Annotated in this window: 11 protein-coding genes; 7 read left to right on the top strand and 4 right to left on the bottom strand. The window is 45.0% G+C overall.

The window, feature by feature from the left end; translation table 11 throughout:
- The 4 genes from NL643_RS21355 to NL643_RS21340 all read left to right on the top strand — a co-directional run.
- Positions 1–560 (top strand): EF-Tu/IF-2/RF-3 family GTPase (locus tag NL643_RS21355; RefSeq protein WP_253645130.1); only part of this gene is annotated, 560 nt, incomplete at its 5' end.
- A gap of 331 nt (positions 561–891) precedes the next feature.
- A complete protein-coding gene (locus NL643_RS21350; RefSeq protein ID WP_031780493.1) occupies positions 892–1080 on the top strand; it encodes a (2Fe-2S)-binding protein in 189 nt (62 codons plus the stop codon).
- Between the two features lie 101 nt (positions 1081–1181).
- A complete protein-coding gene (gene bfr / locus NL643_RS21345) occupies positions 1182–1658 on the top strand; it encodes a bacterioferritin (protein WP_005395745.1) in 477 nt (158 codons plus the stop codon).
- A 203-nt stretch (positions 1659–1861) separates the two neighbouring features.
- Complete coding sequence (locus NL643_RS21340; RefSeq protein ID WP_006742766.1) at positions 1862–3139, top strand: malic enzyme-like NAD(P)-binding protein; 1278 nt, start codon at positions 1862–1864, stop codon at positions 3137–3139.
- A 112-nt stretch (positions 3140–3251) separates the two neighbouring features.
- Here the strand turns inward: NL643_RS21340 and metJ are convergent, their stop codons facing one another.
- Positions 3252–3572, bottom strand: a complete 321-nt coding sequence (metJ, locus tag NL643_RS21335) for a met regulon transcriptional regulator MetJ (RefSeq protein WP_005381353.1) — start codon at positions 3570–3572, stop codon at positions 3252–3254.
- 225 nt (positions 3573–3797) lie between these two features.
- Between metJ and NL643_RS21330 the strand changes: the two genes are divergently transcribed.
- From NL643_RS21330 to metF, 3 genes are all read left to right on the top strand, one after another.
- Positions 3798–4961 carry an O-succinylhomoserine (thiol)-lyase gene (locus NL643_RS21330; RefSeq protein ID WP_005395740.1) on the top strand — a complete coding sequence of 388 codons (1164 nt, stop codon included), beginning with the start codon at positions 3798–3800 and terminating at the stop codon, positions 4959–4961.
- A 12-nt stretch (positions 4962–4973) separates the two neighbouring features.
- Positions 4974–7382 (top strand): bifunctional aspartate kinase/homoserine dehydrogenase II, encoded by a 2409-nt coding sequence (locus tag NL643_RS21325; RefSeq protein WP_114324093.1) that lies wholly within the window; start codon positions 4974–4976, stop codon positions 7380–7382.
- A 260-nt stretch (positions 7383–7642) separates the two neighbouring features.
- Entirely contained in the window at positions 7643–8545 is a 903-nt protein-coding gene (gene metF, locus NL643_RS21320) for a methylenetetrahydrofolate reductase (RefSeq protein WP_046874624.1), read from the top strand.
- Positions 8546–8615: 70 nt separating this feature from the next.
- On the opposite strand, the gene NL643_RS21315 is transcribed toward metF, so the two are convergent.
- From NL643_RS21315 to argE, 3 genes are all read right to left on the bottom strand, one after another.
- Positions 8616–9155 carry a PadR family transcriptional regulator gene (locus tag NL643_RS21315; RefSeq protein ID WP_005395734.1) on the bottom strand — a complete coding sequence of 180 codons (540 nt, stop codon included), beginning with the start codon at positions 9153–9155 and terminating at the stop codon, positions 8616–8618.
- 425 nt (positions 9156–9580) lie between these two features.
- The gene (ppc, locus tag NL643_RS21310) at positions 9581–12214 is read right to left on the bottom strand and encodes a phosphoenolpyruvate carboxylase (protein WP_253645129.1); all 2634 of its coding nucleotides are present in this window, start codon (positions 12212–12214) and stop codon (positions 9581–9583) included.
- A 272-nt stretch (positions 12215–12486) separates the two neighbouring features.
- On the bottom strand, positions 12487–13623 hold the full coding sequence (gene argE, locus NL643_RS21305; protein ID WP_012841347.1) for an acetylornithine deacetylase: 1137 nt from the start codon (positions 13621–13623) through the stop codon (positions 12487–12489).
- Positions 13624–13763 lie beyond the last annotated feature (140 nt).

The following is a 13763-nucleotide window of genomic DNA, read 5'->3' as shown; positions in this document are numbered from 1 at the left end:
AGCCATTCCTAATGCCTATCGAAGACGTATTCTCAATCCAAGGTCGTGGTACAGTAGTAACTGGCCGTATCGAGCGTGGTATCCTAACTGTAGGTGACGAAGTTGCTATCGTAGGTATCAAAGACACTACTACTACTACATGTACTGGTGTTGAGATGTTCCGTAAGCTTCTAGATGAAGGCCGTGCAGGTGAGAACGTTGGTGCACTTCTACGTGGTACTAAGCGTGACGAAGTTGAACGTGGTCAAGTACTAGCGAAGCCTGGTTCAATCACTCCACACACTAAGTTCGAATCAGAAGTATACGTACTGTCTAAAGATGAAGGTGGTCGTCACACTCCATTCTTCAAAGGCTACCGTCCACAGTTCTACTTCCGTACAACTGACGTAACTGGTGACATCCAGCTACCAGAAGGCGTAGAAATGGTAATGCCAGGTGACAACGTACAGATGACTGTTGAGCTAATCGCGCCAATCGCAATGGACGAAGGTCTACGTTTCGCGATCCGTGAAGGTGGCCGTACAGTAGGTGCTGGTGTTGTTGCTAAGATCTTCGACTAATTCATAACGAATTAAACGAAATCTTGCACTCTTCTTCTTTATGAAGAAAGCGCATCGAGAAAGGGAAGCTTAGGCTTCCCTTTTTTATATCTAAATTATATTTGGTTATAAGTGTTCGTAGGAAATACGTTAATTTTTTAATTTAAAAACAGAATATTACCGGCTCTATTTTTCAACACCTTTAGTCGTAACACCTAACCCTCTGATCTTTGCCTACTGTCACCAAATCTATATAACAAAATATTCTGAACAGGCCTATCAATGCGACTGGTAACAAGAACTATTCTTGTTTATATTGGTTGCCACAGGTTAATTTAATAGGTTTTTGAGTATGTACGTTTGTCTTTGCCATGGGGTCTCCGACAAGAAAATTAGGAAGTTGGCGATAGATGAAGGCGTAACGGATATTAAAGGAATCAAAAAATGCACAGCATTGGGTAGCCAATGTGGTAAGTGCATCAGACAGGCCAAGGATATTTTAGCGGAAACCAGTTACACGGTATTCAAACAAGCTAGCTAATTACTGTGAGCATGCGGTAATTAAGTAATTATTTGCCTAGCGTTTTGACACCTTCTCATTTGCTTCTACATTTAAATGAAGCTAAAGAGGAGGTTTTTGTCATGAAAGGCGATCCAATCATCATCCAACATCTCAATAAAGTGCTCGGAAATGAGCTTATCGCTATTAATCAGTATTTTCTTCATGCTCGAATGTATAAGGACTGGGGGTTAAAGCACCTAGCAGATAAGGAATATCACGAATCTATCGATGAGATGAAACATGCCGATCATCTGATTGAGCGTATTTTGTTTCTTGAGGGCTTACCGAATCTACAAGATTTAGGCAAGTTGATGATAGGTGAAGATACTAAAGAAATGCTCGAGTGTGACTTAAAGCTTGAAATGGCCGCCATTCCAGATTTAAAAGATGCGATTGCCTATGCTGAAGACATTCGAGACTATGTGTCTCGCGATCTGTTTCAAGATATTCTTGAAGATGAAGAAGAGCATGTTGACTGGCTAGAGACGCAACTTGGCTTGATTGAAATGTCTGGCATTGAGAACTACCTCCAAGCGCAATACGTAGACGAAGAGTAATAGCGTCCAGGATTTTGCGTACTTCAATTGTAAGAAGAAAAGAGCACCTGACTCGAAAATCAGGTGCTTATCCCCGCTATCTGGTCTAATCTCTTTTATTATCGGCTTTTTAAGGATATTGCTCGCAATCTTGCCTATGAAGTTTGATTTCTATCCGATAGAATTTATCCCCCCTTACCTAAAAATAAAAAAGAGAAACGTCCATGTCTGAAGACAATCGCCAAGCAGCCACTCCAGAAGAAGAACATCGCCAAAAAGCATTGGATTACCATGCTTATCCAACTCCAGGGAAGATTGCTGTCGAATTGACAAAACCTGCGGAAACGGCGGGTGATCTTGCCCTTGCTTACAGCCCAGGTGTTGCAGAACCAGTGCGTGAAATCGCACAAAACCCTGATAACGTGTACAAGTACACAGCGAAAGGCAACATGGTTGCTGTTATTTCTAACGGTACCGCTATCCTGGGTCTAGGTAACCTAGGTCCACTTGCATCTAAGCCAGTGATGGAAGGTAAAGCGTTACTGTTTAAACGTTTTGCTGGCCTTGACTCGATTGATATTGAAGTTAAGCACCGCACGATCGATGAATTTGTTGATACTGTTGCAAGCATTGCAGACACCTTTGGTGGTATCAACCTTGAAGATATTAAAGCACCAGATTGTTTTGAGATTGAAAAGCGTCTAATTGAGCGTTGTGATGTACCAGTATTCCACGATGATCAGCACGGTACTGCGATTGTAACGGCGGCAGGCATGCTGAACGCGATCGAACTTCAAGGTAAGAAGCTTGAAGACTCAACGATCGTTTGTCTTGGCGCTGGCGCTGCAGCTGTTGCGTGTATGGAGCTGCTGATTAAATGTGGTGCAATGCGCGAAAAAATTTACATGCTGGATCGTAAAGGTGTGATCCACACTCGTCGTGATGATCTTAATGAATACAAGCAGCTATTCGCAAACAACACGGACAAACGCACATTAGAAGATGTAATTGAAGGCGCGGATCTGTTCCTAGGTGTATCTGGTCCAAACCTATTGCCAGCGGAAGCGTTGAAGCTGATGGCAGATAAGCCAATCGTATTCGCATGTTCGAATCCAGATCCTGAAATTAAGCCTGAACTTGCCCACGCTGTTCGTGATGATTTGATCATGGGTACTGGCCGTAGTGATTACCCGAACCAAGTAAACAACGTATTATGTTTCCCATTCATCTTCCGTGGTGCTCTTGATGTGCGCGCAAGTGAAATCAATGATGAAATGAAACTTGCAGCCGTTGAGGCGATTCGTGAGCTAGCAAAAGAGCCTGTACCTGAAACTGTATTGAAGGCCGCAGGCGTCGATAAGCTTGAGTTTGGTGCAGACTACATCATTCCAAAACCAATGGATTCACGTTTACTACCACGTGTTGCAAAAGCTGTGGCTCAGGCGGCAGTTGATTCAGGTGTTGCTCGTATCGAGATGCCTGAAAACTACATGGCAGAGTAATATATCTATTAGATGTGATGTACAAAAAATGGGACGCAATCGCGTCCCATTTTTTATATCATTCTTTTGGCTCGAGATAAGAATTGCTATCTGAAGCCTCCAGTCTCGCTTTTTACTCTTCGTCAAACGACTCAAATTCGATGCCCATTTCGGTCATCAGTGCTTTTACTTCTGTTGGAATATCATCTGGACGGTCTTTACGAAGGTCTTCATCTGTTGGAAGTGGCTGACCTGTATACGCGTGCAAAAATGCTTCGCATAGTAATTCGCTATTGGTTGCATGGCGTAAGTTATTGATCTGACGGCGAGTACGCTCATCAGTTAGCACTTTTAAAACTTTTAGCGGGATAGAGACGGTAATTTTTTTTACTTGTTCGCTTTTTTTGCCGTGCTCTGCATATGGGCTAATGTATTCGCCATTCCAGTCAGCCATTGCACACCTTCATTTATGTAATCGGTTAAAAATAATTTAGGTGCTGATTTTAGCTGCATTTACCGCCATAAGCAAAGACATATAGACGTCTAGAAGTGTTGACGTCTCATTTTTTGACGAGTAAAGTGAACAGAACAGCAAAGGAAGCGTGTTGATCACTTTATTTTACTCATTAGATATAGCGCATTCCTATTTAGAAGTCATTACCCGTGAAAGGATACACCCATGAGCTCTCGCAAACCTGCGACCATTGCAGTACGCACTGGTATTGAATCAGACAGCCAATATCACGCTGTCGTTCCACCTATTTATCTTTCCACTAACTATGGTTTCCCTGCCTTTGGTGAAGTACCTAAGTATGATTACACACGATCTGGAAATCCAAACCGCGGACTGTTGGAAAGTGCGTTATCTGAACTCGAGTCTGGAAAAGGAGCGGTTGTCACGAATTGCGGTACGTCGGCATTAAATTTATGGGTGTCCGCTTTTCTTGGCCCTGATGATCTCATTATTGCTCCTCACGATTGTTATGGCGGCACCTATCGTCTTTTTAATACCCGAGCCAACAAAGGCGATTTTAAGGTTCAGTTTGTCGATCAATCAGACGAGCAAGCTTTGGATGCAGCATTAGCACAAAAACCAAAACTCATTTTGCTAGAAACTCCGTCAAACCCTCTGGTTCGCGTAGTGGATATTGCAGCTACCTGTGAAAAAGCGAAACAAGTCGGCGCGTTAGTTGCGGTGGACAATACCTTTTTGACACCCGTGTACCAAAAACCTTTAGAACTAGGTGCGGATTTTGTTATCCACTCCACAACGAAGTACATCAACGGTCATTCAGACGTGATTGGTGGCGTGATCATCACCAAAACAGAAGCGCATGCAGAAGAGCTTGCATGGTGGGGAAATTGCATTGGTGCGACCGGCACACCTTTCGATAGTTATATGACGTTGCGAGGCATTCGTACACTTGGTGCTCGCATGCGAGTGCATGAAGAGAGTTCACAGCAGGTACTGGCTTATCTCCAGAAGCAAGCGTTAGTTAAAACCATTTATCATCCAAGCCTGCCGGAGCACCCAGGTCATGACATTGCTAAAAAGCAGCAAACGGGCTTTGGCTCTATGCTGAGCTTTGAGTTTGCCGGTTCGTTTGAGCAGTTAAAAGTGTTCGTTAAAGAGCTCCAACTGTTTTCATTGGCTGAGTCATTAGGTGGAGTAGAAAGCTTGATTTGTCATCCGGCATCCATGACGCATCGCGCTATGGGAGAGGAAGCACTTGCAGATGCGGGGGTGTCGCATCAACTATTGCGTTTGTCTGTCGGCTTGGAAGATGCACAAGATCTCATCACAGATTTAGAGCAAGCATTCGCTAAAGCTGCCCAACAATAGGAGACGATAATAATGACTTTACAACGTCAGCTGCATAAGTTTGGTGGCAGTAGCTTAGCAAACCCAGAATGCTATTTACGCGTTGTGGATATTCTTAAGGAGTATTCGACGGAAAATGATCTTGTGGTCGTCTCGGCGGCAGGAAAAACCACTAACCGCTTGATTGAGTTCCTAGAAGGGTTAGACAAAGATGGCCGAATCGCGCATGAAGCACTTCAAAGCCTAAGGCAGTTCCAAACGGAGCTAATAGAAAACTTGTTGGAAAATGAAGTACAAGAAGAGCTATTAGCGTTACTGCATGATGAGTTCAGTACCTTATCTGAGCTGACAGCACCACTCACTGGCGCGCAAAAAGCCGCGGTACTAGGACACGGAGAAGTTTGGTCTGCTCGCCTATTGGCCGCGTTATTATCTCAACGTTCTATCCCCGCTGTTGCACAAGATGCACGAGCGTTTTTACGTGCGGAAGCCGGGACTCAACCTGAAGTTGATCGCGCTCGTTCATATCCTTTGATAAAAGAAGTTCTCGCGCAACACAATCATAAACGTGTGGTAATTACTGGCTTTATGGCTCAGAACGAGGCGGGCGAAACCATTTTACTTGGTCGTAATGGCTCTGACTATTCTGCAACTGTCATTGGTGCTCTGGCTGAAGTGAGCACGGTCACCATTTGGAGTGACGTTGCCGGTGTCTATAGTGCCGATCCGCGTTTGGTGGCAGACGCGTGTCTGTTACCGTTACTTCGATTGGATGAAGCCAGCGAACTCGCCCGTTTAGCCGCCCCAGTCCTACACAGTCGTACACTTCAGCCTGTGGCGCAAAGTACTATGGATCTCAACCTCAAATGTAGCTATCTGCCGGAATCGGGCTCTACTCGTATTGAGCGTGTCTTGGCGTCTGGCCGTGGCGCTAAAATTATTACCTCGCTGGATGATGTTTTATTGGTGCAGCTGTCTTTCATGCATGGGCACGACTTCGAAAAAACACAGAATGATGTATTACAAGCGTTGCAGCGAGCGCAATTGGAGCCATTGGCATTTGAGGCACAGCCCGATCAACACACGTTGCGCTTGGCGTATACCGCAGAAATTGCCGGTGGCGCACTGAAACACTTACAAGAGCTTGCGGTTGAAGCGGAGATTAAGCTCAAAGAAGGCTACTCTCTCTTAGCGGCGGTAGGCGCTGGCGTTACGAAAAACGCCAACCATTGTTTTGGTTTTTATCAGAAGTTAAAACACTCTCCGGTTGAATTTATTTCTGAAACTGAGTCGGGGCTGAGTTTAGTCGCCGTTTTGCGTCGTACTGATACCGAAGTGTTGGTTCAAACGATTCATAGCCAGTTGTTCCAAGCGCAAAAGCGTGTGGCGGTGGCTTTATGTGGCAAGGGCAACATTGGTTCTAGTTGGTTAAATTTATTTGCAACTCAAAAAGGTGAGATCGAAAAACGTCATGGCATGAGCTTCGACCTTGTCGCGGTCGTGGATAGTCAAACCTACTGGTTCGATGAGCAAGGTATTGATGCAGCAAGTGTTGCTGAACGATTTGATGATGAAAGCCTAGCAAACGATGGGTCTTGGTTAACTCACTTAGGAGCGCTAAAAAATTACGATGAAGCCGTAGTGCTTGATGTGACAGCGAGTAAAGACTTAGCTCAGCGCTATGTAGAAATTGCGCAGCAGGGCATTCATTTGATTTCCGCTAACAAAGTGGCGGGTTCGGCAGATAGCCAGTATTACCATCAGGTTCAAGATGCATTCGCTAAAATTGGTCGTTATTGGCTGTACAACGCGACGGTTGGTGCGGGGTTACCGATAAACCATACCGTGCGAGATCTACGTGAAAGTGGGGATGAGATCGTTGCTCTATCGGGTATTTTCTCAGGGACGTTATCATGGTTATTCCAACAATTTGACGGCTCAGTACCATTTAATGATTTAGTTGACCTCGCTTGGCAGCAAGGTTTAACAGAGCCTGATCCTCGTTCTGATTTAGATGGTTCAGATGTGATGCGTAAGCTGGTTATCTTAGCTCGAGAGTCTGGTCTCGATATTGAGCCGGGCAGCGTTAAGGTTGAATCTCTGGTACCAGAAGAATTAAGAGAACTTAGCATCGATGACTTCTTCGATAACGGAGGGCTGTTGAGTGAAATACTGCAAGAGCGCCTGACAAAAGCACAGAGAAACGACCAAGTGCTTCGCTACGTTGCTCGTTTAGAAAAAAATGGTAAAGCGACGGTGGGAGTAGAAGCGTTATCTCGTGAACATGCGCTCGCCAACCTACTGCCGTGTGACAACATTTTTGCCATTGAAAGTAAGTGGTATAAAGATAATCCACTCGTTATTCGAGGGCCTGGCGCAGGAAGAGAAGTGACAGCCGGCGCGATTCAATCCGATCTCAACCGATTAGCTGGTTTATTCTAAAGTTGCGAGATACCTAAAACCCTGGAACCCGACCAGGGTTTTTATTTTTCCTTCAGTGCCATACTGAAGTATCGGCTTGTGATAAGTGGTGAAATAACGTTCAAGTAATAACTTGAACTATCCTCATTATTAACTTGAGAAAAATTCATAATTACAAGGTTGACATTAAATCGTATTCAATACATTCTGTAGACATATAGACGTCTAAACGTCGATTTAAGGAATTTGTTTTCGTGGCGGAGTGCCACAGGGAGAGTAAGATGGGATACACGCACGCAGGCCATATTGACGCCTTGAACCAGAATATTGCTGAGTTGTCAGACAACATCAATGTATCATTTGAGTTTTTTCCACCAAGCAGCGCGAAGATGGAAGAGACACTCTGGAATTCAGTGCACCGTCTTAAAACGCTCCAACCTAAATTTGTTTCTGTGACTTACGGCGCGAACTCTGGCGAGCGTGACAGAACGCACTCCATCATTAAAGAAATCAAAGCAACAACCGGATTGGTTGCTGCTCCTCACCTCACTTGTATTGATGCGACTCGCGAAGAGTTGATTAATATTGCCGATGATTACTGGAATAATGGCATTGAAAATATCGTTGCTCTGCGTGGTGATATTCCTCCTGGTGGCGGTGCGCCTGACATGTATGCCTCGGATCTGGTTGAGCTGCTGAAATCACGTCACGATTTTGATATCTCAGTAGCCGCATTTCCTGAGGTTCACCCTGAAGCTAAAAGTGCGCAGTCTGACTTATTGAACCTAAAACGTAAGGTAGATGCAGGTGCAAACCGTGCAATTACTCAGTTCTTTTTTGATGTTGAGTCTTACCTTCGTTTCCGCGATCGCTGTGTGGCGGCAGGAATTGATGTGGAAATTGTTCCTGGTATTTTGCCAGTGTCGAACTTTAAGCAAGCCTCTCGCTTTGCTGCGCAGAACAATGTGAAAGTACCAGGCTGGATGAGTAAACAGTTCGAAGGCTTGGATGATGATCCGGTGACTCGTCAGCTTGTGGGAGCAAGCCAAGCTATTGATATGGTGCGCGTACTTAGTCGTGAAGGCGTTAAGGATTTCCACTTCTACACCCTAAACCGTGCAGAGATGACTTACGCTTTATGTCATACGCTAGGCGTTCGTCCTCGCGCTGCAGTAGGTGCATAAATCGGGTTTCAAAAAGACAAAAGGCTTGCCGAGTGGCAAGCCTTTTTCGTTGTATCAAAGTAAAAGGAAATTAACCAATCACTTCAAGTTCTGTTAGGACTTCTTCAGCCCACGTGATCCACGTTTCACGTAACAGTAGGTTACGACGAAGCGTTAAACGCTCTAGGCGAGCTTGTTTGTCTAAAGTTGACGGCGTTGCGTAGTAAGCCGCTTCAATTTCTTTGTAGTGAGAAACCAGTTTGCGAGACTCTTCAACCAGTTCGGCGAGTTGATCACGGAAAGGTGTTGATGGTTGAACGGCACATGCCATCAATTTCGCTGAAAATTCATCACGAACAGTCGGGTGTGCAGTTGGTTGATCAAACCATTCTCCTAAAGCGCTGCGACCAGCATCTGTGATGGAGTAAACCTTACGGTCTGGTTTGCCTTCTTGGGGTTCTAATACGCAAGTAACCAGCTCTTTCTCGGCCATTTTATTGAGTTCACGGTACACTTGTTGGTGGCTTGCTTTCCAGAAGTAACCGATGCTAGCAGAGAATTCTTTAGTGATATCGTAACCGGTTGCGTCGCGAGTGCTAAGAACAGTTAAGATTACGTGTGGTAATGACATGTCTTCAATCCAAATGGTCAATAAACTTGTAAACAAGCTACTTATACTTTCAGCTGTGCTCTTTCTGGCACTTGAGTTTTTTAATGTATAAGTAGCACCAACAATGTTGGTCCTGTCACCTTAAAGCCGTTTATCACCTAGAGAGATGGGGAGTCCCATCATGGCTGGAGCAGGTATGATTGGATTTATGAGCTCTCAGCAGGCAAGTAGTATATAAATAATAAGCATGAAGTGGAATAGTAGGACAAAATTACCCTAAAAAACTAACATAATAATCAATAGTGTTAACTTGTGGTTTTTTATTCTTTTTGTGTGGTAATTTTTGGGCTTTTTATAGTTTATTAAACTGCCTTTTTGTTGCGCAATTATCCAGCGCCAAAAAAAAGCTGAGCACTTGCTCAGCTTTTTTATTACAAATGAAGCGATTAGCCTGTGTTGCGCATGCCAGCTGCAATACCAGCAATTGTCACCATTAGCGCTTCTTCTAGGTTTGCAGATGCTTCTTCGGTTTGGCGTGTACGGTATAGCAACTCGGCTTGTAGCATGTTCAATGGCTCAACGTAGATGTTGCGCAAGCGAATCGATTCGAGTCCCCAAGGGTCATGCTGCATCAAGTTTTCGTTGTTCTCTACATTCAGTACTGCTTTGATATCTTCTTGAAGCTGAGCGCGCAGCTTTTCACCGAGTGGACGGAGTGATTCATCCACCAATCGCTCATCGTAATAGCGAGAAATATCGATATTACACTTCGAGTACACCATTTCTAACATGCCAAGGCGAGTCGAGAAGAACGGCCATTCACGACACATCTCTTCGAGCAGCGCTTGGTGACCTTTATCGATCGAGTATTGAATCGCTTCACCCGCACCTAACCATGCTGGAAGTACCAAACGATTTTGGCTCCACGAGAAGATCCACGGGATTGCACGTAAGCTTTCCACTCCGCCCTTCGGATTACGTTTTGCAGGACGAGAGCCAAGTGGTAACTTACCGAGCTCGAGCTCTGGTGTCGCTTGACGGAAGTAAGGCACAAAATCAGGCTCGCCGCGAACTACGTTGCGATAAGACTCGCAGCTAACTTCTGATAGCACTTCCATTAAGTCGCGCCATTCTTGTTTTGGTTCTGGTGGTGGCAATAGGTTGGCTTCTAGGATCGCGCTCGCGTAAAGGTTAAAACTGTTTACGGCGACATCTGGAAGGCCCAGTTTAAAGCGGATCATCTCGCCTTGTTCTGTTACGCGCAAACCACCTTTCAAGCTTTTTGGTGGTTGAGACAGAAGTGCTGCGTGTGCTGGCGCGCCGCCGCGGCCTACTGTACCGCCACGACCGTGGAATAGAGTCAGTTCAACACCTTCTTCTTCCGCCACTTTTACTAACGATTCCATCGCATGGTACTGAGCCCAGCCTGCAGACATGACACCCGCATCTTTCGCTGAGTCAGAGTAACCAATCATGACCATTTGGTGGTTTTGGATAAAGCCACGGTATAGGTCGATACCCATCAGCTGTTTGATGACCGATTCTGCATTGTTCAAGTCGTCTAGCGTCTCGAATAATGGGCAAACATCCATACGATATGGGCAGCCAGCTTCTTGCAGAAGTAGGTGGACTGCTAACACATCCGATGCAGTGCGTGCCATAGAAATAACGTAGGCACCGAATGCTTCACGCGGTTGTGCTGCAATAATCTTACAGGTGTCCAAAACCTCTTTGACAGGTTCTGATGGTTCCCAATCACGAGGCAGAAGAGGACGTTTAGATGCGAGTTCGTTGGTTAGGAAAGCAATCTTATCTTGCTCGCTCCATTGTTCGTAATCACCAATGCCTAAGTAGCGGGTTAATTCAGACAATACGTCTGAATGACGCGTGCTCTCTTGGCGGATATCAAGGCGAACAAGATGAATACCAAATGCTTTTACGCGGCGCAATGTATCTAGTAGAGAGCCATTTGCGATCACACCCATGCCACATTCATTTAGCGACTGGTAACAGGCATACAGAGGTTCCCAAAGTTGCTCGACTTTTTGCAACGGAGCTTTAACGGCCAGTTTTTGACCATGGATTTTAGCATCGAGAATATCTTTGGTTTCGTTCAATAGTGAGCGAAGTTGTTTCAGGATCGCACGATATGGTTCGTGCTGATCTTCGCCAGCAAGTTCACGAACTTGATCGTTTGAAACCGTCATAGACAGTTCACTGATCAACTCGTTGATGTCATTGAGATAAAGATCTGCAGCTTTCCAACGAGACAGAAGCAATACTTCACGCGTCACGCTATGAGTGACGAACGGGTTACCGTCGCGGTCACCCCCCATCCAAGAAGAGAAGTGCACTGGGCGAGCATCAATTGGTAAACCTTCACCCAAGTAAGATTTCAAGCGATCGTGCATTTCACGTAAGAAGTCTGGCACCGCTTCCCATAGTGAGTTTTCAACGACCGCAAACCCCCATTTTGCTTCATCCAGCGGAGTAGGGCGCTGTTGTCGAATTACGTCTGAATGCCAGCTTTGCGCGATCAGTTGCTCTAAACGACGCTCAGTTTTCTTGCGCTCTTTAGAAGAAAGATCACTCAGTTCCAACTTTGATAAGCACTCGTTGATCTTGACCAACTTGTTGATCATCGTGCGACGCGTGATTTCCGTTGGGTGAGCCGTCAATACCAATTCAATATTCAGATCACGAACCGCTTGCGCAGTGTCCAGTTTGCTCACATTGTTTTGTACCAGTTTAGAAAACAGCGAGTTAATCGCGTCTGGTTCACAAATGTGCTCTTCACAATGGCGTGAAATCGTGTGGTATTGCTCAGCAATATTGGTGAGATTTAGAAATTGGTTAAACGCACGGGTAACGGGCGTTAGCTGCTCATCAGGTAAATGTTTGATTTCTTCGATCAAGCTGTCCCTGTCTGCTTGATTTCCTGCTTGAGCTGATTTGGATAATTTACGAATGGTTTCCACTTTCTCGAAGATTTCTTCGCCATGGGCATCGCGAATGGTGTTACCCAATAAGTGGCCTAACATGCGCACATTACTTTTGAGTGCGGCGTATTTCTCGTTCATTGTCGTCCTGCCTCGTAAAAAAACTACATCCATTGTCCTTGTTAAGACTCCAATCTAGCGAAAAGCACCAGTTATAGTCAAATAAAGCAGACTAAGTTTGCAATTATTCCGCTGTCTCCTGATTTAGAGCAAATTTACGGCAGCTGTAGAATAAGAAGTGAAAATTAATTACAAAATAACAAGTTAAAGAAGTGTTAAGGCTAGCGCTAAATTGTGAAGATAAAAAGATGCAGCTCAATCGAGCTGCACTGACTTTTGAGTTTATTCGCGTATTAACAGCAATACTTGACCATTGCCTTTGAAAGCACATCAATTGTGGGATCGATAAAATCAAATGAGAGAAACTCATCCGGTTGGTGCGCTTGGTCAATTGAACCCGGACCAAGAACTAAGGTTGGACAGAGCTGTTGTAAGAAGGGCGCCTCAGTACAGTAGTTCACGGTTTCTGAACTGGTTTGGCAGATCTCTTCAACACCACCGATAAATGGGTGGTCATGTTGGCATTCGTAACCCGGAATTGGTTCATGTAACGGAATTATCTCCAAGCGTCCAGGCCACTTTGCTTCGACTTCTTTTAATGCTCCGCGCAGCATATTTTCTAGGCCATCCAGGCTGATCCCTGGTAGAGGGCGAACATCATAGTGCAGCTCACAGCAACCACAAATACGGTTAGCGCTGTCACCGCCGTGAATGTGTCCAAGGTTTAGGGTAGGGCTTGGAATGGCAAAACCCGGATGGTGGTATTCTTTCACCAATTTATCGCGCAGTTGCATCATGGCAAACATCACTTCATGCATGATCTCAATCGCGTTAACGCCTAAGGCAGGATCGGATGAATGGCCTGACTTACCCGTGACCCGAATTGCATTCGCCACATGACCTTTGTGGCCGCGAATAGGAACGAGGCTGGTAGGCTCACCAATAATGCAGTAATCCGGCTTAAAAGGGGCGTTTACGGTGAAATGTCGTGCACCCAACATTGTGGTCTCTTCGTCACAAGTGGCTAATACGTACAGCGGCTTGGTCTGCTTGCTCCAGTCGACTTTTTTGACGGCTTCGTAAATAAAGGCAAAAAAGCCTTTCATGTCTGCCGTGCCTAAACCGTAAAAGCGGTTGTCTTTTTCAGTCAGTTTATGTGGATCAAAATTCCATCGTCCTTGATCGAATGGCACGGTATCACTATGGCCCGCAAGTAAAAGGCCGCCTTCACCCTCACCCATACGTGCAATCATATTGTGCTTGCCTGGCTCGACCTCGATCACTTCAACGCTAAAACCCAGATCTTTAAACCAAGATGCGAGTTTTTCGATGACTTTTGCATTGCCCTGATCCCAGCTCGGATCCGTGGAGCTGATAGAAGAGGTGCTGATGAGTCCTTCATAGACCTCTAGAAAAGTTGGTAATTGCATGGATTCTTCAAATCTCCTGTTGACAGACAGACCACAAAAATGTAAAACACATATTAAATCATATTTAATGAATAAAAAATCAAAATAAAGCAAAAATTAAATATGAATAGTCATTTAAGCCTTTAAGTATATGGATGTCA

The sequence above is a fragment of the Vibrio sp. Y42_MX_L11 genome, from assembly GCF_024181785.1.
GTDB lineage: Bacteria > Pseudomonadota > Gammaproteobacteria > Enterobacterales > Vibrionaceae > Vibrio > Vibrio diabolicus.
This window is presented reverse-complemented; position numbering and strand designations above follow the sequence as displayed.

Bases quoted from the DNA above. Each gene is read 5' to 3' on its own strand.
- NL643_RS21350 (WP_031780493.1), top strand. From the start codon at position 892: ATGTACGTTTGTCTTTGCCATGGGGTCTCCGACAAGAAAATTAGGAAG.
- bfr (WP_005395745.1), top strand. From the start codon at position 1,182: ATGAAAGGCGATCCAATCATCATCCAACATCTCAATAAAGTGCTCGGA.
- NL643_RS21340 (WP_006742766.1), top strand. From the start codon at position 1,862: ATGTCTGAAGACAATCGCCAAGCAGCCACTCCAGAAGAAGAACATCGC.
- metJ (WP_005381353.1), bottom strand. From the start codon at position 3,572: ATGGCTGACTGGAATGGCGAATACATTAGCCCATATGCAGAGCACGGC.
- NL643_RS21330 (WP_005395740.1), top strand. From the start codon at position 3,798: ATGAGCTCTCGCAAACCTGCGACCATTGCAGTACGCACTGGTATTGAA.
- NL643_RS21325 (WP_114324093.1), top strand. From the start codon at position 4,974: ATGACTTTACAACGTCAGCTGCATAAGTTTGGTGGCAGTAGCTTAGCA.
- metF (WP_046874624.1), top strand. From the start codon at position 7,643: ATGGGATACACGCACGCAGGCCATATTGACGCCTTGAACCAGAATATT.
- NL643_RS21315 (WP_005395734.1), bottom strand. From the start codon at position 9,155: ATGTCATTACCACACGTAATCTTAACTGTTCTTAGCACTCGCGACGCA.
- ppc (WP_253645129.1), bottom strand. From the start codon at position 12,214: ATGAACGAGAAATACGCCGCACTCAAAAGTAATGTGCGCATGTTAGGC.
- argE (WP_012841347.1), bottom strand. From the start codon at position 13,623: ATGCAATTACCAACTTTTCTAGAGGTCTATGAAGGACTCATCAGCACC.